This is a genomic window from Streptomyces sp. AK08-02 (assembly GCF_033795085.1).
Classification (GTDB): Bacteria; Actinomycetota; Actinomycetes; order Streptomycetales; family Streptomycetaceae; genus Streptomyces; species Streptomyces echiniscabiei.
In genome coordinates, this window is the sequence record NZ_JARAZV010000008.1 from 95,423 (window position 1) to 116,277 (window position 20,855).

The window sequence follows — 20,855 nt, forward strand, 5'->3', positions numbered from 1 at the left end:
ATCCAAGGCCGGCCCACAGGTCAGGCGGGCGGCGTCCGGCGGTCGCGTACGAGCCCGTTCTCCCAGGCCCAGGCGGCGATCTCCACGCGGTTGCGCACGCCGAGCTTGTCCTTGATGTTCGCCAGGTGGGTCTTGACCGTGCCCAGGGACACGAACAGCTCGCCGCAGACCTCCTGGTTGGTGCGGCCCACCGCCACCAGGCGTACGACGTCGAGTTCCCGCTCGGAGAGCGGGTGCGGGACCGCTTCCGGCGGCCGCTGTCCGGCGAGGTGCTTGAGCAGCCGGACGGTGACGGCGGGGGAGACCAGGGCATCCCCGCGGGCGGCGGAACGGACGGCCTCGATCAACAGGGTGGAGCCGGCGTCCTTGAGGAGGAAGCCGCAGGCGCCGTTGCGCAGGGCGGTGTAGGCGTAGTCGTCCTGGTCGAAGGTGGTCACCACGACCACGCGGATCGGGTCGACGACACCTGGCCCGGCCAGGGCCCGGGTGACCTCCAGACCGTCCAGCCTGGGCATACGGATGTCGACGAGACACACGTCGGGACGCGTCCTTCGGGCGAGTTCGACGCACTCGGCGCCGTCGGCGGCCTCGCCGATCACTTCGAGGTCGGGCTGGGTGCCGAGAATCAGCCGGAAGCCGGTGCGGACCATCTCCTGGTCGTCCGCGATCAGTACGCGTGTCCGTGGCCCGTCGCGATCACTGCCGCCGCTCATGCCGTGATCCTTCCACAGCGGCCAGGACGGGGAAGTCGGCGCTCACGCACCAGCCGCCGTCCGCTGTCCGTCCGCTGGTCAGTGATCCCTCCACGGCCTCCACGCGTTCCCGCAGGCCCACCAGGCCGAAGCCGCCCCGCCCGCCGACCGGCCCGGCGGCGCGCGTCTGCGGCCCGGCGTTGCGCGCCTCGACCCACAGGCGACCTTGGGAGTCCAGTTCGAGGCGGACGACGACGTCCGCACCATGGGCGTGGCGGCGCACGTTCGTCAGCGCCTCCTGCACCACGCGGTGGACGGACGTCTCCACCTCGGGAGCCAGCCGGATCCCGCGCACCTCGGGCGCGACGTGCAGCGTCGCGTCGGTTCCGTTCTCGGCGAACGCGGAGACCAGACGGTCCAGCTCGGTCAGTAGCTCACCCGGGCGGGCGGCCGGATGGTCGTCCTCGCGCAGCACCCGCACCAGGCGGCGCATGGAGTCCAGGGTCTCCCCGCCGGCTCGGGAGATGCCCTCCAGCAGTGGCTTGATCTGCTCCGGCGAGGTCTCCTGAATCATCAGCGCGGCATTGGCCTGCACGACGATGCCGGTGACGTGGTGGGCGACGAAGTCGTGCAGGTCCCGGGCGAGTTCCATGCGCTCGCTCTGGCGTACGGAGTCCACGGCTCTGGCTCGGCGGGCGTCCAGGAGGCGCAGATAGCAACCGAGGCCCACGACGGGGGCGACGGCGAACGTCAGCGCGAAGGAGTACGCGAAGGAGCCGTGCTCCGTGCCCTCTCGCCAGGGCATGGCGATCACCGCGGCGGCCAGCGCCGCCGTCAGTGTCACGGCGGTGACCGGGCGCGTCACCCGCCGCACGGTCCGGGGGAGCAGCATGAGCAGGGCGACGGTTTCGAGCACACCCCAGGTGCCGCTGGAGAGCGGGGCGTACGCGCACTGGCCCACGGTCAGGGCCAAGGAGCCCAGCGCGACGGCGCCGGCCCGCCGTTCGGGGTCCGGCCGGCGGGCGGGAAAGAGCAGTGCGGCGGCGGCGAGGGGGCCGGAGACCAGGGGCAGCCAGCTCGACCAGCGGTTCTGCGGGTCGTAGAAGGACACCAGGTCGAACAGCCACACCAGGGCCAGGCCCCCGCAGAGGGAGACCGTGATGGTGCGCAGGACGGCCGGGGAGAGAGGGATATCGGATTCCACGCCGCAAAGGGTACGGACGTACGGCCGAGCGGCGGGTCGGCCCGCAGGCCGATGCCGGCCACCCCGGACCGGCCCGGCGGGCTCGTCCAGCCATCCGGGCGTGGACTTATAAAGATGATTGATACACCAACGCTTGTTTGATATTAATCAAGAGGTTCATGCTTGGCCTGTGTCCGGACCCGGTGTTCGCCGGAGCAACGGGCATGGCGCGCCTTCGCGGACGGCACGGTCACCAGCACGTCCTCCGACAACCGCCCGCACCCCATCGAGGGAGAGTGGACATGTCCACCGAACATCCCGCAGAAGCAGAGACTTCCCCCGTCGAACCCCCATCCGCGCCCACCCGGCGTACCTTCATCGCCACGACCACCGCCGCGGGAGGAGTCGCCGTGGTGGGCGGCCTGGTCGCGGGACCGCCCGCCCTCGCCGCCGAGGAAACCGTGGCCCTCGCGGTGCCGCCCGGCAGTCGGGTCTCCTTGGTCGTCAACGGCGTCCGACGCACCGTCACGATCGACAACCGCACCTCGCTGCTGGACCTCCTGCGTGAGCATCTCGACCTGACCGGCTCGAAGAAGGGCTGCAACGCCGGTGCCTGCGGCGCCTGTACGGTCCTGGTCGACGGCCGCCGGGTCAACTCCTGTCTGACACTGGCGGTGCGCCTGGAGGGAGCCGAGGTCACCACGATCGAGGGCCTGGCGAAGGGCGACCGACTTCACCCACTGCAGCAGGCGTTCATCGATCAGGACGCCTTCCAGTGCGGCTTCTGTACGTCGGGCCAGATCATGTCGGGCGTCGGATGCATCCAGGAGGGTCACACCGGGTCCGGGGCGGAGATCCGGGAATGGATGAGCGGCAACCTCTGCCGCTGCGGCTGCTATGTGAAGATCGAGCGCGCGGTCGAGCAGGCCGCCGCCGGCCGGAAGGGCTGACCCCCATGCATCCCTTCACCTACGCCAAGCCCGCGGACACGCGTGACGCCCTCAGTGCCGGTTGGCGTGGCGGGCGTTACCTCGCGGGCGGCACCACGCTCGTCGACCTGATGCGGGAGACCGTGGAGCGCCCCGGAGAGCTGGTCGACATCGGCTCCCTGCCGCTGCGCGAGGTCACCGTCACCGAGCGCGGTGGTTTGCGCATCGGCGCCCTGGTCCGCATGGCCGAGGCCGCCGCCCACCCGAAGGTGCGGGTCCTGTACCCCGTCGTCGCCGAGGCGCTGGAACTGAGCGCCTCGGCCCAGCTGCGGAACATGGCGACCATCGGCGGCAACATCATGCAGCGCACCCGATGCACGTACTTCCGGGACGTGACCGCCGACTGCAACAAGCGCGAGCCCGGCTCCGGGTGCGCCGCGCTGCACGGCTACAACCGCGGCCACGCGATCCTCGGCACCTCCGATCACTGCGTGGCCACCCATCCCTCCGACGTTGCCGTGGCCTTCGCGGCACTGGAGGCGACGGTGCACGTGCTGGGCCGGGACGGGGAACGACGTATCGCCTTCGCCGACTTCCTGCTGCGGCCCGGCAGCACCCCGAACCGCGAACAGGCGCTGCGCAAGGGCGAGTTGATCACCGCTGTGGAGATCCCCGCCCTTCCGCGCCCGCTGCGGTCCGGCTACCTGAAGGTGCGCGACCGCCAGTCGTACGAGTTCGCGCTCACGTCGGCCGCGGTCGCGCTGCACATCCGTGGCGGCGTCATCCGAGAGGCGAAGGTCGCCGCCGGCGGCGTGGGCACCGTGCCCTGGAAACTGCCCGCCGTGGAGCGCCACCTCATCGGCGAACGCCCCTCCGACCGGCTGTGGGCAGAGGCCGCCGAGCACGCGGCCGAGGGGGCGCGACCCCTCGCCCACAACGGTTTCAAGGCCGAGCTGCTCAAACGTACCGTCGAACGCCGGCTGCGCACCGTGGGAGGCACCAAGTGAGCCAGCCGCAGGCTGCCGTCGGTGCGGCCGTACCCCGGGTCGACGCACGGCTGAGAGTGACCGGGGGAGCGAAGTACGCCGCCGACAACAATCCCGACGGAGTCGTGCACGCGGTCATCGTGGAAAGCGGCGTCGGACGCGGCCGGATCACAGGCGTCGACACCCGCTCCGCCGAAGCCCAACCCGGCGTCCTGAAGGTGATCAGCCACCTCAACGCGCCCAAACTGCCGTCTGTCGAAGGGCGGTTCCCGCCGGGCAGGCCGCTGCGCGCCTTCCAGGACGACCGGGTCCAGTTCTTCGGACAGCCCGTCGCGGTCGCGGTGGCGACCACGCTGGAGATCGCACAGCACGCCGCGAGCCTGGTGAAGGTCTCCTACGATGCCGAGACCTCATCGACCGACCTCAGCGGCGCCGACACCGACGGCGAAACCCAGACCTACGCACGCGGCGACGCCGAGCGGGCCCTGGACTCCGCCCCCGTCCGGCTCGAGAGCGCGTACCGGACGGCCCGCAACCACCACAACCCGATGGAACCGGCCGGCATCGTCGCCCGCTGGGACGGCGACCGGCTGACCGTCTGGGAGAAGACCCAGTACGTGCAGGGCGCCGTGTTCACCTTGTCCGGCGAGTTCGGCATCCCTCCGGGGAACATCCGCGTCATCTCGCCGTTCGTCGGCGGAGCCTTCGGCAACGCCGCCCGCACCTGGGTGCACTCCGTCATCGCGGCCATGGCCGCGCGCGAGGTGAAACGCCCCGTGAAACTCGTCCTCACCCGCAGGCAGATGTACTTCACCGTGGGATTCCGGCCCGCGTACGAGTACGGACTGCGACTGGGCGCCGACCGAGGGGGCCGGCTGACCGCGTCGACGCACGACGTCCGCGCCGAGTCCTCCCGCTACGAGACGTACAGCGAGAGCGTTCTCGTCCCCGGCCGGATGCTCTACAGCACGCCCAACGTCCGCCAGGCCTACGACCACGTCCCGCTCGATGTGAGCACACCGTGGTTCATGCGCGGACCCGGCTACGCCAGCGGCACCTACCCCGTCGAGTCGGCCATGGACGAACTCGCGCACGAGCTGGGCGTGGACCCGATCGAGCTGCGCCTGCGCAACGAACCGGCCGACGACGAGTCCAGCGGGCTGCCGTTCTCCACCCGCCGCCTGCGCGAGTGCTACCGCACGGGCGCCCGCGAGTTCGGCTGGCACCGGCGCAACCCCAAGCCCCGCTCGACGCGTGACGGTGACTGGCTCATCGGCATGGGTATGGCGGCCGGTGTCTACGACACCGCGCGCAGCCAGGCCCAGGCCTCGGTCCGGCTCGACGCCGACGGCACCGCCCTGGTGCAGTCCTCGACCAGCGACATGGGCCCCGGCACGGCCACGTCCATGAGCCAGGTCGCCGCCGACGCCCTCGGCCTGACGATGCGCCAGGTGACCTTCCGGCTCGGAGACTCCCTCATGCCTCCGGCCCCCGTCCACGCAGGCTCGATGACCATGGCCAGTGTCGGATCCGCCGTCCAGGACGGCTGCGACAAGCTGCGCGGGCAGGCGATCACGCTCGCGGTCGACGACGAGGGATCACCGCTGTACGGCGTCGACGCCGCCGACATCGTCGTACGAGGCGGCCGGCTGTACGTGAAGGACGAGCCCACCCGCGGGGAGACGTACCAGCGGCTCCTGGCCCGCAACGACCGGACCCATCTCGAAGTGCTCGGTTCGTACGCCGGGGCGCCGGAACCCGAGAGGTTCTCTCTCTACGCCTACTCCGCGATCTTCGCCGAGGTGGCCGTCGACGCCCGCCTCGGCCTGGTCCGGGTCCGGCGCATGCTCGGCGTGTACGACGCAGCCCGCATCGTCAACCCGAGACTCGCCGACAGCCAGGCGATCGGGGCCATGACCGGCGGGATCGGTCAGGCCCTCCTCGAGCACACGGTCACCGACCACCGCGACGGCCGGATCGTCAACGCGAACTTCGCCGACTACCTCGTGCCGAGCCACGCCGACATCCACGACCTGAAGGCGATCTTCATCGACGGGGAGGACTACGAAGCCGACCCCATCGGCGTCAAAGGACTCGGTGAGGTCGTCATCGTCGGAGTGGCACCCGCCATCGCCAACGCGGTGTTCAACGCCACAGGCCGCCGCATCCGCGAACTGCCCATCACCGCGGAAGCGCTGCTCTGATCCCCCGGGGGGCCGGTGTACCCCACAACACGCGGCTCCCCGGGCACCGAGGGCCGTCGTCGCGGTTTCCTCCCCTAGGGCGCGGCGACGGCCCGTTGACCCACACCTCACGGAAAGCCCCCCATGCTGAACATCACGGACACACTGCACGACTGGTGCCACGAGGGCCGGCCGTTCGCCCTCGCCACCGTCATCGACGTCAGAGGCAGCGCACCCCTGCCGGTCGGCACCGCGCTGGCCGTGGACGCCGACGGCAACGCGGTCGGTGGCGTCTCCGGCGGCTGTGTCGAAGCAGCGGTGTACGAACTGGCCCGCCAAGTGCTGGCAGACCGCGCCGCCCCCGCACGCGTCGCCTTCGGATACTCCGACTCGGACGCCCTCGCCGCCGGCCTGACCTGCGGTGGGGAGATCGGTGTCCTGGTACAGCGCGTGGAGCCCCGCGGCCAACCCCAACTCGCCGCCGCCCTCGATGCCGTGACCGCGGGGCGTCCGTCTGCCGTCGCCCACGTCGTCGACGGTCCCGGTGAGCTTGTCGGCCGTACGCTCCACGTCCCCGCCGAGGGGGCCCACGACGGCACACTCGGCGACGAGGGCGAGGACCGGGCGGTCGTGGCGCATGCGCGTGCGCTCCTGCGGGCGGGCCGTACCGCCTCGATCGAGGTCGGCGGCGGTGGGGGAGAAGCAGACAACCCGGACGACGGCGCCTGCCCGCGCAGGCTCACCGTCCTCGTCCACGTGCACGCGTCCCGCCCCCGCATGCTGATCTTCGGCGCCGTCGACTTCGCCGCCGCTCTCAGCCGGGCGGGGAGCTTCCTCGGCTACCGGGTGACCGTCTGCGACGCCCGCCCGGTCTTCGCCACCCCGGCCCGCTTCCCGCACGCCGACGAGGTCGTCACCGACTGGCCCCACCGCTACCTCGCGGCCACCGAGACCGACGCCCGCACCGCCGTCTGCGTCCTCACCCACGACGCCAGGTTCGACATCCCCCTGCTGCGTCTGGCACTGACACTCCCCGTTGCCTACGTCGGTGCCATGGGCTCGCGACGCACCCACGAGCACCGCGTCGACCTGCTCCGGGAAGCCGGCGTCACCCAGGACCAACTGGCGCGTCTGCACTCACCGATCGGCCTGGACATCGGCGCCCTCACCCCCGAGGAGACAGCGATCTCCATCACGTCGGAGATCATCGCTGACACCAACCGCGGCACAGGACGGCCTCTTTCACACGGCACCGGCCCCATCCACCTTCCCGTGCTGCCCCTGCCCGGCCTGGTGACGGCGCCGTAACCCCTGCACAGCGCCCGGAGACGAGGCGGGCGCCCACCAACCGTCCTACGCCTCCCGGACCACGTCCGCCACCTCGTCCAGCAGTGCCCTCAGCTGTGCGGCCTTCTTCGGTCCGAGCTTCTCGGCGATCCGCAGTTCGATGTCCACGATCACGGCCTCGGCATCCCGCAGGGAGTCGCGGCCGGCGTCGGTGAGGTGCAACTCCTGCACGTGGCCGTGGCGCGGGTGCGGTCGGCGTTCCAGTTGACCCCGCTCCTCCAGGCGGGACACCTGGGAGGCCACTGCTTGCGGGGTGACGTTCAGGCGGCGAGCCAGTTCCGCGCCGGTCAGGCCGGGATCGGTGTGGACGGAGATCAGCAGGGTGTACTGCGCGGCCGCGATGCCCAGCGGTCGTAGCCGCTGCTCCTTACGGGCCTGCACGGCCCACTCCGCCCGCCGCAGGGCCCAGGTCACCCGGGTCAAGTGCTCGGCAGGGATCGGCCGTTCATCATCCTTCGTCACCCGGTGAGAATACGACACCTGGGCACTTGTCAAGTTACTTGATTGCCCTCAAGTGTGTGAATCACGAGATCTCGCGAACCGCCTTGGCCACTTGGTCGAGCAGTGCTCGCAGTCGTGCTGTCTCGGCGCCGAGACCATCGGTGATCTGCCGCTCGATGTCGGCGATCACCGCGTCGGCCGCGCGCAACGCCTCCCGACCGGCGTCGGTGAGGTGCAGCTCCTGGATGTGCCGGTGGCGCGCGTGCTCACGTCTCTCCAACTGCCCGCGGCCCTCCAGGCGCGCCACCAGTGAGGCGATGGCCTGTGGGGTCACGTTGAGCCGGCGGGCGAGTTCGGCGCCGGTCAGCCCCGGCTCGTCGTGCACGGAGATCAGGAGTGTGTAGTGCGCCGCCATCATGCCCAGCGGGCGCAGCCGCTGCTCCTTGAGGCTCTGCACCGCCAGCTCCGCGCGGCGCAACGCCCAGGTCACCCGGTCGAGCGCACCGAGTCCGACCGGCTCCTCGTCATTGCGTATCACGCGAGAAGGATACGACACTTCAAAGCTATCAAGCGTTTGACATATACCCAGCGGTTGATGGACTCTGGTCCCATGAATCGCCCCATCGCTTTGATCACTGGCTCCTCCTCCGGTATCGGCGCCGCCTATGCCCGTCTCCTGGCGGACGATCACGACCTCGTTCTGGTCGCGCGACGCGCCGACAGGCTCGCCGATCTCGCCGACGAGCTCCGCACCCATGGATCAGCCGTCGAGGTGCTGCCGGCCGACCTCGCGACGCATGACGGCATCACCGCTGTCACCGACCGGCTGGCCGCCGGGGACGTGGGCATGCTGATCAGTAACGCAGGCGCCGGCGGCTACGCCCCGCTCGTCGATGTCGACCCCGCCGACATCGACCGCCTGCTCACCCTCAACGCCGTCGCCCCCGTTCGGCTGGTCCACGCCGCACTTCCCGGAATGCTCGCGGCAGGCGAAGGCTCGATCGTCACCGTCGCCTCGCTGCTGGCGTTCAGTGGGGGCCTCGCCGACTCGCGAGCACCTCGGCGCACTCTGTACGTCGCCGCGAAGGCCGCCGTCCTGGGCTTCACGCGCACCCTCGCCGGTGAACTCGCCGACACCCCGGTTCGCGTCCAGGTGGTGTGCCCCGGCGTTGTGGCAACGGAGTGGAACGGCGGCGCCGGCCACCGCATCCCCTGGGCGATGCCGCCCGAGGACGTGGCCTCGGCCGGCCTGGCCGGGCTGCACCTGGGCGAGACCGTCTGTGCCCCTGGTCTGGAGGACCAGGACTCGGCCCTGGACGCCTTGCTCGCCGCGGAGGCCGCCTTTGTCGCGGGCGGCAACCAGCCGACACCCGCGGTTCGCTACACGAAGTCGCGGGCTCAGGGCTTGTCGGGCTCCGCATGAGCCTTCGCTGAAGTCATTCACGTCGGCGCGCACCCGCTGCCGCGCGGTTGCCCTTCATCGCGCCGAAGACCGTGCCCCCGTCTGCCACCACCCGCAGGAAAGTAGGAAAGACCATGATCAACAACACTCCGGCGATCACGCGTGACGGAGCCATCGGCCAGAACGGAGACCATGTGGTCACCGTCGACCAGGCCACCGGGGCAGAGTTCGCCCGGTACCCCGTGGCCGGCAAGGAAGAGACGGTCGCGGCTGTCGCTGCCGCACGCTCGTCCGCCGGGCCCTGGTGGGACCTCGGATTCGAGGGCCGCGCGGAGCGGCTGCGCGCGTGGCGGCGGGAGATAGCCGTAGGCGGCGAGGAGGGGGCCGCCCTCATTCACGCCGAGAACGGCAAGCCGCTCGACGACGCCCGGGTCGAGGTGCTCGGGATTCTGGAGCATGTGCAGTACGCCATCGAGAACGCCGAGCGGGTGCTGGGGCGCAGGGAGGTCCCCGGCAGCCGTACCGTGCCCAACCAGCGAGCGTGGGTCGAATACCAGCCCTACGGCGTCGTCGGTGTCATCGGCCCGTGGAACTTCCCTCTCCTGACGCCGGGGGCCATCCTGATCGAGGCGATCGCGGCCGGAAACGCCGCCATCCTCAAGCCCAGCCAGATCACGCCCGGTGTCGGGGAGTGGATCGTCCGGACCTGGCAGCGGGCCGTTCCGGACCTTCCCTCCGTCCTGCAGAGCCTGAACGGGTTCGGGGCCACGGGCGGGGCGCTCATCGAGGCCGGTCTGAACAAGCTCGCGTTCACCGGCAGCGTCACCACGGGCAGGACGGTGGCCGCCCAGTGCGCGCAGACCCTGACCCCCGTACTGCTGGAACTCGGGGGCAAGGACGGCGTCATCGTGGCTGAGGACGCCGACCTCGACGAAGCCGCCAGGCACGTCGTCTGGGGCGCCGTACAGAACACCGGGCACGGCTGCATCAGTCTCGAAGTGGCCTACGTCGTCGAGTCGGTTCACGACGAGTTCGTCGCGAAGATCAGCGACCTCGCCAGGCAGGTACGCGTCGGCAGCGACGAGGACGCGGAGATCGGGCCGGTTCCCCTGCCCACCCAGATCCCGATCATCAGGGAGCACATCCAGGACGCTCTCGATCGCGGCGCGACAGCCACCGTGGGCGGCCTCGACGCGGTGGGGGAACGCTATGTCACTCCCACCGTCCTCGTCGGCGTGAGCCCCGACGCCCTCGCGGCGACGGAGGAGACGTTCGGTCCGACACTGGCCGTCGTCAAGGTCGCCGACACCGAAGAGGCCATCGCCCACATCAACGCCAGCCGGTACGGACTGGGCAGCGCCGTCTTCAGCCGCGACCGCGGCGAGGCCATCGCCCGCCGGCTCCGCGTCGGAATGACCAGCATCAATGACGCCCTGGTGTTCTCCATGAACCCCGCGGTGCCCTTCGGCGGTCGAGGCGACAGCGGTTACGGGCGCAAGCAGGGCGAGGAAGGGCTCCGGGAGTTCGCCTACCCGCACTCCTTCACGGCGAAGACCGGACCCGCCCAGTTCTCGGCGACCACCTTCGGCAGGCCCCCGGGCGCGATTGCGGGAGCCCTCGCCGGCGTACGCGACAGGATCCTGGCCGAAGACGGTCAGCAGACCGACTGACACGGCTTCGGCCGGGAGACGCCGTAAGCGCCTCGCAGGTGGGGGCGTAGTACCGCGGTACGACCAGTACGGCGCAGGTCAGCCTCCCGGTACCACCGGATTCGGGTGATCCGGCACCTAGCGTTGCCGGTGAGGCGCCCGAAGTGACGGACGCCGCCGCCCGAGAGAAAGAACGCGCATGATCGACGCACGGCAGTTGACCAAGAAATACGGCGAGAAGACGGCTGTCGACGGGCTGGACTTCGTCGTGAAGCCGGGCACCGTGACCGGATTTCTGGGACCCAACGGCGCGGGCAAGTCCACGACGATGCGCATGATCGTCGGCCTGGACGCCCCGACGAGCGGCTCCGTCACCGTGAACGGCCAGCACTACGCCCGCCACCACGCACCGCTCCAGGAGGTCGGCGCCCTCCTGGAGGCGAAGTCGATCCACCCGGGCCGCTCGGCGTACAACCACCTCAGGGCACTCGCGTTGACGCACGGCATTCCGGGCAGCCGGGTCGACGAGGTCATCGGCCTCGCCGGCCTTGGCAGTGTCGCGAAGAAGCGGGCCGGCGCCTTCTCCCTCGGAATGGGACAGCGGCTCGGCATCGCGGCGGCGCTGCTGGGCGACCCGCAGACGGTGATGCTGGACGAGCCGGTCAACGGGCTGGACCCGGAGGGAGTGCTCTGGATCCGCAACCTGCTCAAGGGGCTCGCCGACGAGGGTCGGACCGTGTTCGTGTCCTCGCACCTGATGAGCGAGATGGCCCTGGTGGCGGACCACCTGATCGTCGTGGGACGCGGCCGGCTGCTGGCGGACACGACCGTGGCGGACCTCATCCGTGAGGCGGGCGGCGACATGGTGAACGTCGCGGCCCAGGACCCGGCACGGCTGCGGGACGTGCTGGCCGGACCGGGCGTCGACGTCACCGGCCGGATCGGCTCCGAGGAACTGCAGGTGACCGGGCTGACCGCCCGTGAGATCGGCCTGAAGGCCGCCGAGCACGGGATCGCGCTGTTCGAGCTGAGCGCGCGGACCGTGTCGCTGGAGGAGGCGTTCATGGACCTGACCAGGGACGCCGTGGAGTACCACGGTTCCACGACCGGGACAGAGACCCCCGAGGCCGTCGGGAGGCCCGCATGAGCACCCTCACCGCAACCACCGAGAAACCGCGCACCACCCCCGCCCGACCCGTATACCGGGTGACCGGACGGCGCGTGCTGGCCTCCGAGTGGGCCAAGTTGTGGTCCCTGCGCTCGACCTGGATCACCCTGGGCCTGGGCCTGCTCTTCCTGGTCGCCTTCGGTCTCATCGCCGCGAGCCGCTACAGGTCGGGGATCGACTCCGGCAACCTGGACTCGGACTTCGCCGACTCCTCGACCGTCAGCCTGTCCCTGTTCGGTACGAACTTCGCCCAGCTGGCCCTGGGTGTGCTCGGCGTCCTGGTCACGGCGGGCGAGTACTCCACCGGCATGATCCGCTCGACGCTCGCGGCGGTGCCCCGCAGGCTGCCCGTGCTGTGGTCCAAGGCGGCCGTGTTCGGACTGGTCGCCCTGGCGGTCGGGACCCTGGGTGCGTTCGTCACCTTCCTGATCGGGAGCGGCATCGTCTCGGGCACGCCCGCGGCCATGAGCCTCTCGCATGCGGGCGTCCTGCGGAGTCTGCTGGGCGCCGGGCTGTATCTCGGCCTGGTCGGGGTGATCGGCGTCGCCCTGGGCGCGCTGCTGCGGTCGGTGGCCGGCGGGATCTCGGTCCTGGTCGCCACGTTCATGCTGATACCGGGACTGATCTCCCTGCTGCCGAGTTCCTGGCGGGACGACATCAGCCCCTACCTCCCGTCCAACGCGGGGGAGTCGATGTTCGCCCTGACTCACGACTCCACGGCCCTGTCGCCGGGCGCCGGACTGCTGGTGTTCCTGTGCTGGACGGCGGTGGTGCTGGGCGGCGCGGCGTACCGGCTCGCGCGCAGCGACGCCTGAGGCCCGCACCATGGACAGGTGACGCCCGTGAGCAGTGATGACCTCAGCGGAATGGGACCGCTGGTCGCCCGGCTGTCCCGGGGCGGCCAGCGGCTGCGGCAGGCCGACCGGGCACATCCCTGGGTGCTGGACACCGCGGTCGTCGCCCTCGTCTTCCTGGTGTTCTGCCTGCCCGACCTGATCCACGGCGGTGTGGACGACGGCGACAGCCCGCGCCGCTTCCGGCTCGCCTTCACCCACCTGCCCGTCGCGGGCATGCTGGTCCTGCAGGCGGGCCTGGTACTGCCGCTGCTGTGGCGGCGGCGCAAGCCCGCGTTGGCCTTCGGCGTCATCGCCGCGGTGTTCGTCCTGCAGTGGTCCCTGGGCGCCGCGCTGCGCGCGGACATCGCCCTTTTCGTCGCGCTGTACAGCCTGACCCTGCACGGGCGGCTGCGGCAGCTGCCGTACGCCTGTGCCGCCATGACGGCAGCCATGACACTGGCCGCGATTCGCGCGTCCTCGGCCGTGTCCGTCTGGGACACGCTGTTCTTCCTGCTGAGCACGGCGACCGCGGCCCTCGCACTCGGCATGACGGTCCGGATCCGCCGCGCCCAGCTCGCCGGACTGCGCGAGAGGGCCACCCGGCTGGAGATCGAGCGCGACCAGCGCAGCAGGCTGGCCACGGCCACCGAACGCACCCGTGTCGCCCGCGAGATGCACGACATCGTCGGCCACAACCTGTCCGTCATCATCACGCTCGCCGACGCCGGCGCCTACGCCACGGACATCGCCCCCGAACGGGGCAAGGAGGCCCTCCAGCTCATCGGCGACACCGGCCGACAGGCCCTCGGTGAACTGCGGCGCGTGCTCGGCGTGCTGCGCGAGGCCGACGGCGGTCCCACCGGCGGGCCCGAACTCAGCCCGCAGCCCGGCATCCTGGACCTCGGCGCCCTGTGCGCCACGGTGCGTACCGCGGGGCTGGAGGTCGTCTACCGGACCTCCGGCGACATCGACGCCCTGGACAGCGGGGTGCAGCTGACGGTGTACCGCATCGTCCAGGAAGCCCTCACCAACACCCTGAAGCACGCCGCACCCGACACCCGGGTACACCTGGCGATCCTCGTCGAGGACAGCCGGCTGACCATTCGGGTCCAGGACACCGGTCCGGACGTATCGTCCGGACCGCCGAACGAGGAAGGACACGGCCTGGTGGGCATGCGGGAGAGAGCGGCCTTGTACGGCGGCACCGTCCATGCGGGACCGACGGCCGGCGGAGGATGGAGCGTCGAGGCCGTCCTCGACCTCACGCCGGGAAGCGGCGGTGACCGATGACCACCGTGCTCATCGTGGACGACCAGCCGCTGCAACGCTACGGCTTCCACCTGCTCCTGGACTCCGTCCCGGAGACCGACGTGGTCGGCGAGGCCGGACACGGAGCCGAGGCCGTCCGCAAGACGGCCGAACTGCGCCCGGACGTCGTCCTGATGGACGTCCGCATGCCCGGCATGGACGGCATCGAGGCCACCCGCCGCATCGTGGCGGCCGGCGAGCGTTCCCGCGTCCTCGTGCTCACGACGTTCGACCTCGACGAGTACGTCCACGCCGCCCTGCGGGCCGGCGCGAGCGGGTTCCTCCTCAAGGACGCGCGTCCCGAGGAACTCCTCGCCGGGATCCGCGCGGTCGCCGTCGGAGACGCCGTCATCGCGCCCGCGCTCACCCGCCGCCTCCTCGAGGAGTACGCCCAGTACGTCCCCTCCCACAGAACCGACCCGGCCGAGGACCCGAGGCTGACCTCCCTGACCGACCGGGAACGCGAGATCCTCGTGGCTGTCGGCAAAGGCTGGACCAACGGGGAGATCGCCACGCGGTTCGTACTGTCCGAGTCCACGGTCAAGACGCATGTCGGCCGTGTACTGGCCAAGATCGGCGCCCGTGACCGTATCCAGGCCGTGATCTTCGCCTACGACCACGGCCTCGTCCGGCCCACCGCGGACTGAACCGACGAGCGGTCTGCCGGCCCGCGGGAACTCGACCGCATCCGGTACGGCACTCCTTCCTCCTGCGTAGGGGCGGCCCGACGGTGTCTACACTCACGGGAGACGGGGTGAACTCACGGGAGGAGTCGGGATGCCGCGGAACCGCCAGCAGATCCCCCGGGAGGAGCGCACGGGTGATCTGCTAGCCGCGGCCACCGAGCTCTTTCTGGCGAAGGGCTACGACAAGACGACGATGGCGGACATCAGTGCCGCCGCCGGCGTGGCCCGGGGCAACGTCTATTGGTACTTCGACTCCAAGGACCACATCTTCGCCGCCGCCATCAACCGCATGCTCAGTCGCGAGATCCGCATCCTGAACGAGGAGCAGGCCGGTGCCGACCCACTGAGCCGCCTGGTGCGCGGGCTGTCCGACATGCGCTACTCCCGGCCGCTGCACCAGGCCATGCACGACCGGCTTCCCCATTCGGAGGCGGTTCGCGAGGCCCACAACACCTTCCTGAACTGGATCGTCGGACTGGTCGACGAGTTCCTGGCCGAGCGCGGCCTCGACGACGCCCCCGGCATCGATGCCAAGCTCGTGCGCGATGTCGCGGTCGCCGTCTTCGAAGGGGCGCACGTGCCCAACGACTGGAACAGACCGGCCCACGAGATGATCCGGTTTCTGTTGGAGTCCGTCACGGCACGGAGTTCAGCGGCCAAGGGGCGGAAGCGCTGAGCGCGGTACCTCAGACGAGGTGAGGCCCGACCCCCGCTGACACCGCCCGCCCTGTACCGGCCGCTTCCGGGTCCAGGGGCGGGTGCGTCGCCCCGCGCACCATGTCGAGCACGGCGGCGGGATCCACGGGAGCCTGTCCGCCTCGCCAGCCGACGTGGCCGTCCGGGCGGACGAGCACCAGCGGCCGTTCGTACAACTCCACGGCGGCCGGGTCGGCGAGGCGCAGCACCGTCAACGGCACACCACACCCGCGGGCGGCCTCCACCAGGGGCGTCGGGTCCGCGGAACCCGAGACCACGAGCGTGAACCCGCGCCCGAAGTGGTCGAGCACCGAACCGCCGTCGGGCAGCCAGGCATGCGGTGCGCGGCAGCCGGGCCATGTCGACGGTACGTACTCGTCCGGCTCGTCGGGCGGCTCCGGACTGCCGTCCGGCACACAGATCGGGGAGCCGCTGTAGCGGTATCCGAGCTGGACGCCCGTGCAGCGGAACTCCTTGGCCCGGGACCGGCGGATCTCCTCGCCCAGCTCACGTCGCAGCCGTTCGCCTTCCGCGTCCAGGCGATCGAGCGCCGGATCGGGGACGAGCTGCGCGTCGGCCCTCCAGTTGCTGGACGCTTCGGTGACGTTGCGGACGGCGATCGGCCGCCGCTCCCGCTCGTAGCTGTCCAGGAGCGCCGGGCCTCCCCACCCCTGGAGTGTCGCGGCGAGCTTCCAGCCGAGGTCCACGGCGTCACCGATCCCGGTGTTGGCTCCGAAGCCGCCCTTGGGCCACAGCAGATGCGCCGCGTCGCCCGCGAGGAAGACCCGCCCCTCGCGGTAGGTACGGGCCACGACGCAGTGTCCGCTCCAGGGCTGCGCCGCGAGGATCTCCACGTCGATCGGCGCACCGACGGCCTCGCGTATCCAGGCGACCGCGTCATCGGGGTCGGGCTCCTCGTCCAGGTAGACCGAGAGCCGCCACTCGTCCACGCCGTTGACGACCGTGATGTACGGCCTGCGCGCGGACGCGAGGGTGTGGATCTGCACCGCGGGGCCGCCCAGCTTCTCCCGCAGCAGGTCCAGTAGCTGTGGCGCACGGAAGTGCACGGCGAAGTTGTGCCCCTGGGCGAACATGCCCTCGAACTCGATGCCGAGTGCCCGACGGATGCCGCTGCGGCCTCCGTCGCAGGCCACCAGATACGTGCCGGCCAGCGTCTCGGTGGTACCGCTCGCCACGTCGCGCACCACGGCCAGGACACCCTCGGAGTCCTGCTCCGTCGTCTCCAGACGGGTGCCGTACCTGATCTCGACTCCCGGCAGTTCGCCGGCGGTGCGCGCGAGCAACGGTACGAAGGAGAACTTGGACAGGAACGCGGGACCCTCCGGCGTCAGCCGGGTGTACACGCCCGAAGACCGGTTGGTGACGCCGTAGTCGAAGTCGGTGAGGACACGCCCCGTGGCGGAGGTGGCGAACACCGTGCGGTGCGGGTAGTCCGGGGGCGGTGCCGACTCCGTGCGGGCCTCTTCCGCGCAACCCCAGCGGCGGAGATGTTCCATGGTGCGCGAAAAGATCGCTTCACCCGCTGGAAAGGGCACCTGGCCGTCGCCCTGATCGATCACGGTGACCGGTACTCCACGCCACCCCAACTCGGTCGCGAGGGCGAGGCCCACTGGCCCTGCTCCCACGACCAGGACACGCCGGGATGCGGCTCTCTCGTGCTGGTCAGACATTGAGGATCTGCCTTCCTGAGTAAGGGTCGGACCACTCATGGTCCCATCTCTTGAACCTGGGTCAGAATTACACGCGCATGTCGATGTATGGAAGACCTGCAAAAACACAAGACTTTTGACCGATCGCGTGCGGTGCTACGCTCGTCTTGGGTTCAAGAGAGAGGGGGCGTCATGGCGCCTCCCGCTGGTCACAGCGATACCGGGAGCCACTGCCTGGCTCTGGTTGTCGGATACCAACACGACATCGACCCCGTTGCGCCTCGCAGATCGACGGGGCACCGAGGTGCGCGTCGAGATCGAGATGTCGGAGCCCCGGTCAACATCCGCGCTTGAGGGACCGGGCGCGTCGGCGGCGGCGTTCCAGCCGGAGAAATGCCGCCCTCACCACACGATTCCGGCAGTCAACGGAGGACATGACGACATGAGTGCGGAAACCAGGGACAGCTTCGGTGGCGGAGACCCGTGGGAGTACATCCAGCCGTGGGACGAGGAGCGTTTCGGTCCTGAGGTCCACGACATCGAGCAGCGGGTGAAGTGGGAAATGGCCATGGGCATCGCCGGCGGCCTGCCGTACATCTGGCAGGAGCTGGCCCGGCCGATCTCCGAAATCGTCTACGGTCTCCTCGAACTCCGTGCCGGAGACCGGGTTCTGCTCATCGGTGAGGGCATCGCGCCCGCCGGGTGGGTCGAGGACATGCGGGCCCTGGTGGGACCGGAGGGCGTCATCGACACCGTGGAGATCATCAGGGACGGACGAAACGCCGTCCTGGGCAAGATTCCCGGCCGGAACGGCCAGGTCGGCTGCTGGCGCTGGTCGTACACGGACTCGGTGGACGACGAGGCATACGACTGCGTCGCTGTGTTGCAGGCGACACAGCACTGTGACGACTGGGCCGAGACGGCCGCGGACCTGCTGCGGGTGATGAAGCCCGGCCGACGCATCGTGCTGGCCGAAGCGGTCCTGAAGGGAGCGACGTTCTACTCCCGTGTCGACTCCGACGTCCACCTTCGGCAGTGGTTCGACAAACTCTTCGGGCACGTCCCGGTGGACGACATCCCCTACTACTCCGGAGAGCAGATCCGCGAGGCGTTCGGGGACAAGGTCGACAGCCCTCAGGTCATGGAATGGAAGGGCATCGAGATGTACTGGGGCCGAAAGAGGTGAGCACCGCCGTGCGCTTCGGGCAACAGACCGCGGCACACATTCCCCCTCAGCCGGGTCGATCCACTCATTCACCCAAGGACAAGGAGGTCCCCGTGAGTGTCGTTGAAGATGTCATGGTCCTGGGCTCCGACCATCCGTTGCGCAGCGTCGCCCGCGACGAGCACCTGCTTCTCTCGCCGCCGCATCCCCCGAAGGTGCCCGTCAAGCTGTGGGCGGAGCACCCGCCGCTGACCGTGGTGCACTACCCGCAGCAGTACGAGCCGGAGGCATTCGCCCGGCCGCGCGATGTCTACGAGAACGACGAGATCCGTGTCGAGTGGCAGAAAATGGACGGCCGGCAGCCGTTCTACCACCGCAACTGCGACGTCGACGAGATCTCCTACCAGATCGGCGGCGAGCGGACACTGATGTCGGAACTCGGCGTGATCGAGTTCCAGTCGGGCGAGTTCTCCCGTATCCCGCGCGGGGTCGCCCACGACAACTACGGCCGCGAGGACAGCCACCTGCTGTTCTACATCCCCGCACCGGTCACCGAGCTTGCGCCGGCCCAGCGGGAGTCGGGGGCCGTGTTCCCGCCCTTTCCCGGCTGGCAGCCCGGCGAGGCCAACGAGGCGATTACCCAGTGCATGGCCGCGGCCGGCCACGACGTCACCGTCTTCGGGGTCGACGAACAGCTCCTGCTCGAGCAGGTGCACCAGGAGGACCAGCGGATGACGGTGCTCCGGGCCGATCCCGGTCAGGACGTCACCTGGCTGTACACGACCGATCGCATCCGCCTCGGCATGGTCGCCACCACCCCTGGCGGACCGCGCCGCTACCGGCGCACCCTCGACGCCGACGAAATCCAGTACCAGGCCCATGGCCACCGCACGCTGATCACCCAGCGGGGCATCGTCGACCTGGAGCCGGGTGACTTCGTCCGCATCCCGCTCGGGATCTCCCACACCAGCGTCGTGACCGAGCCCGGCGACTACGTCAGTCTCCTCTCGCACCAGGAACTGCGACAGGTCGCCGAGACCGCGCGGACGGCGAACGCCTACACCCCCGAACAACTTCCGAGCCTCACCGTGGAGGTCCGCTGATGGCCACGATGCTTGCCCTGCGAGCGCACCAAGGCGCCGAAGCGCTCGTCCTGGACGAGATACCCGTCCCCGAGCCAGGTCCGCTCGATGTGGTCGTGAAGGTCGCCTCCGCCGGCCTGGCGCCGGGCATCGTGCGCCTGCTCCAGATGGGGGCGATCAAGCACCTGCCCACCACCCTCGGCCACGAGGCCGCAGGCGTCATCTCCGCCGTCGGCCGCGACGTCACCAGCCACGCGGTCGGCGACCGGGTGCGGGTCCACCCCCTGTTGAACTGCCGTGAGTGCGACTACTGCCGTACCGACCGGGACATGATGTGTGACCAGCAGGCCATGCTGGGCCACGCCGCCTTCGGCGATGCTCCGATGCCCCTGTACGAGCAGTACCACGACGGCGGACTCGCGGAGTACGTCCGTGTCCCGCACTGGCTGATCGACTCCCTGCCGGACTCCGTCAGCTTCGACGTCGCGGCCAAGGTCCAGGATCTGGCCAACGCCGTGCGCGCACTCAAGTGCGCCGACCTTCCGGAACGGGCCACCCTCGTGGTGACCGCCGCGACCGGCACCATGGGAACCGCGACGGTCAAACTCGCGGAGCACTTCGGAGTCGCCCGTCTCATCCTCGTAGGCCGCGACACACAGCGTCTCCAGCGCGTCGCGGGGCTCGCCGGCGGCATTCCGGCCGACATCGTCGCACTCGACGAACTCCCTGAGGGCTGGTCGACCGACGGCACTCTCACCCGCAGGCTGCGCCGGCTGGCACCCGCGGGAGCCCACGCCGTCATCGACTTCATCCCGGAGGGTCCCGCCCTCAGCCAGACCATGGCCGGCATGGCCACCGGCGGGACAGTCGTGCACATGGGCGCCAACTCCACCCCGCTGTCGCTGCCCCCTATCGCCCTGATGATGCACTGCTGGCGTTTCGTCACCACTCGCGCGTGCACCCGCCAGGACACGACAGATGTCCTGCGGCTGCTCGAGACAGGCACCCTCACCGCCGACGAGCTCATCACCCATCGGTTCCCGCTCGCCGAAGCGCTCAAGGCCGTGGACGCCACAGAGCGACGTGCCGACGACCCGATGTGGATGACCGTGATCAACCCCTGACCCGACGCACGAGCACGTCACGGCTCCGCGGATCCGCCTCGCAACGCGGGAGGAGGCAGGGAGGAGGCCGGGAAAATGCCCGAATCGGAAGCCGTACGCAGCCCGAACGCACCCGGGAACCGCCCCTGATCGCGGTGACCGGGGCGGCCGGGCTCCGCGGTGTGTACGCGCTGGGGGCCGCGCCGCGAACTCCGTTCCGGGTTCGGGCCGTGCTGCACGGACCGGCGGGGCGGGGCGGGAACGGGTCGCCGAAGCCGCCGTTGTCGACTTGCGCGGCCTCGGTGACGTCCTGCGGATGCTGCCCGACC

Annotated in this window: 19 protein-coding genes; 14 read left to right on the forward strand and 5 right to left on the reverse strand. The window is 70.2% G+C overall.

What is annotated here, in order from left to right; translation table 11 throughout:
• Nucleotides 1-20 precede the first annotated feature (20 nt).
• A complete protein-coding gene (locus PV734_RS18015; protein WP_319290279.1) occupies nucleotides 21-713 on the reverse strand; it encodes a response regulator transcription factor in 693 nt (230 codons plus the stop codon).
• Nucleotides 697-1,896 carry a sensor histidine kinase gene (locus PV734_RS18020; protein WP_319091305.1) on the reverse strand — a complete coding sequence of 400 codons (1,200 nt, stop codon included), beginning with the start codon at nucleotides 1,894-1,896 and terminating at the stop codon, nucleotides 697-699. The genes PV734_RS18015 and PV734_RS18020 overlap by 17 nt, the downstream gene beginning before the upstream one ends.
• Before the next feature lie 281 nt (nucleotides 1,897-2,177).
• On the opposite strand from PV734_RS18020, the gene PV734_RS18025 reads away from it, so the two are divergent.
• From PV734_RS18025 to PV734_RS18040, 4 genes are all read left to right on the forward strand, one after another.
• Nucleotides 2,178-2,825, forward strand: coding sequence for a (2Fe-2S)-binding protein (locus PV734_RS18025; protein WP_319290281.1), 648 nt, complete (start codon nucleotides 2,178-2,180; stop codon nucleotides 2,823-2,825).
• Nucleotides 2,826-2,830: 5 nt separating this feature from the next.
• The gene (locus tag PV734_RS18030; RefSeq protein ID WP_319091303.1) at nucleotides 2,831-3,811 is read left to right on the forward strand and encodes a xanthine dehydrogenase family protein subunit M; all 981 of its coding nucleotides are present in this window, start codon (nucleotides 2,831-2,833) and stop codon (nucleotides 3,809-3,811) included.
• Complete coding sequence (locus PV734_RS18035; RefSeq protein ID WP_319091301.1) at nucleotides 3,808-5,994, forward strand: xanthine dehydrogenase family protein molybdopterin-binding subunit; 2,187 nt, start codon at nucleotides 3,808-3,810, stop codon at nucleotides 5,992-5,994. Before PV734_RS18030 ends, PV734_RS18035 begins: the two co-directional genes overlap by 4 nt.
• A gap of 123 nt (nucleotides 5,995-6,117) precedes the next feature.
• Nucleotides 6,118-7,281: an XdhC/CoxI family protein gene (locus tag PV734_RS18040; RefSeq protein ID WP_319091300.1), complete on the forward strand. Its 1,164-nt coding sequence runs from the start codon at nucleotides 6,118-6,120 to the stop codon at nucleotides 7,279-7,281.
• Nucleotides 7,282-7,326: 45 nt separating this feature from the next.
• On the opposite strand, the gene PV734_RS18045 is transcribed toward PV734_RS18040, so the two are convergent.
• Entirely contained in the window at nucleotides 7,327-7,782 is a 456-nt protein-coding gene (locus PV734_RS18045) for a MarR family winged helix-turn-helix transcriptional regulator (RefSeq protein WP_319091299.1), read from the reverse strand.
• Nucleotides 7,783-7,843: 61 nt separating this feature from the next.
• Entirely contained in the window at nucleotides 7,844-8,299 is a 456-nt protein-coding gene (locus PV734_RS18050) for a MarR family winged helix-turn-helix transcriptional regulator (RefSeq protein WP_319091298.1), read from the reverse strand.
• 72 nt (nucleotides 8,300-8,371) lie between these two features.
• Here PV734_RS18050 and PV734_RS18055 point away from each other — a divergent pair, with 72 nt between their 5' ends.
• From PV734_RS18055 to PV734_RS18085, 7 genes are all read left to right on the forward strand, one after another.
• A complete protein-coding gene (locus PV734_RS18055; RefSeq protein ID WP_319091297.1) occupies nucleotides 8,372-9,184 on the forward strand; it encodes an SDR family NAD(P)-dependent oxidoreductase in 813 nt (270 codons plus the stop codon).
• A 113-nt stretch (nucleotides 9,185-9,297) separates the two neighbouring features.
• Entirely contained in the window at nucleotides 9,298-10,833 is a 1,536-nt protein-coding gene (locus PV734_RS18060) for an aldehyde dehydrogenase family protein (RefSeq protein WP_319290283.1), read from the forward strand.
• Between the two features lie 178 nt (nucleotides 10,834-11,011).
• The gene (locus PV734_RS18065; protein ID WP_319091295.1) at nucleotides 11,012-11,959 is read left to right on the forward strand and encodes an ATP-binding cassette domain-containing protein; all 948 of its coding nucleotides are present in this window, start codon (nucleotides 11,012-11,014) and stop codon (nucleotides 11,957-11,959) included.
• Nucleotides 11,956-12,795, forward strand: coding sequence for an ABC transporter permease (locus PV734_RS18070; RefSeq protein WP_319290284.1), 840 nt, complete (start codon nucleotides 11,956-11,958; stop codon nucleotides 12,793-12,795). Before PV734_RS18065 ends, PV734_RS18070 begins: the two co-directional genes overlap by 4 nt.
• Nucleotides 12,796-12,813: 18 nt before the next feature.
• Nucleotides 12,814-14,106, forward strand: coding sequence for a sensor histidine kinase (locus PV734_RS18075; RefSeq protein ID WP_415924223.1), 1,293 nt, complete (start codon nucleotides 12,814-12,816; stop codon nucleotides 14,104-14,106).
• Complete coding sequence (locus tag PV734_RS18080; protein WP_319290288.1) at nucleotides 14,103-14,771, forward strand: response regulator transcription factor; 669 nt, start codon at nucleotides 14,103-14,105, stop codon at nucleotides 14,769-14,771. The genes PV734_RS18075 and PV734_RS18080 overlap by 4 nt, the downstream gene beginning before the upstream one ends.
• A 130-nt stretch (nucleotides 14,772-14,901) precedes the next feature.
• Nucleotides 14,902-15,486 (forward strand): helix-turn-helix domain-containing protein, encoded by a 585-nt coding sequence (locus tag PV734_RS18085; protein WP_319290289.1) that lies wholly within the window; start codon nucleotides 14,902-14,904, stop codon nucleotides 15,484-15,486.
• 10 nt (nucleotides 15,487-15,496) lie between these two features.
• Here PV734_RS18085 and PV734_RS18090 read toward each other — a convergent pair whose 3' ends face one another.
• Nucleotides 15,497-17,236 (reverse strand): FAD-dependent monooxygenase, encoded by a 1,740-nt coding sequence (locus PV734_RS18090; protein ID WP_319290291.1) that lies wholly within the window; start codon nucleotides 17,234-17,236, stop codon nucleotides 15,497-15,499.
• 382 nt (nucleotides 17,237-17,618) lie between these two features.
• On the opposite strand from PV734_RS18090, the gene PV734_RS18095 reads away from it, so the two are divergent.
• From PV734_RS18095 to PV734_RS18105, 3 genes are all read left to right on the forward strand, one after another.
• Nucleotides 17,619-18,362 (forward strand): hypothetical protein, encoded by a 744-nt coding sequence (locus tag PV734_RS18095; RefSeq protein ID WP_319091289.1) that lies wholly within the window; start codon nucleotides 17,619-17,621, stop codon nucleotides 18,360-18,362.
• A 92-nt stretch (nucleotides 18,363-18,454) separates the two neighbouring features.
• Entirely contained in the window at nucleotides 18,455-19,444 is a 990-nt protein-coding gene (locus tag PV734_RS18100; RefSeq protein ID WP_319091288.1) for a hypothetical protein, read from the forward strand.
• Complete coding sequence (locus tag PV734_RS18105; protein ID WP_319290293.1) at nucleotides 19,444-20,547, forward strand: alcohol dehydrogenase catalytic domain-containing protein; 1,104 nt, start codon at nucleotides 19,444-19,446, stop codon at nucleotides 20,545-20,547. The genes PV734_RS18100 and PV734_RS18105 overlap by 1 nt, the downstream gene beginning before the upstream one ends.
• Nucleotides 20,548-20,855 lie beyond the last annotated feature (308 nt).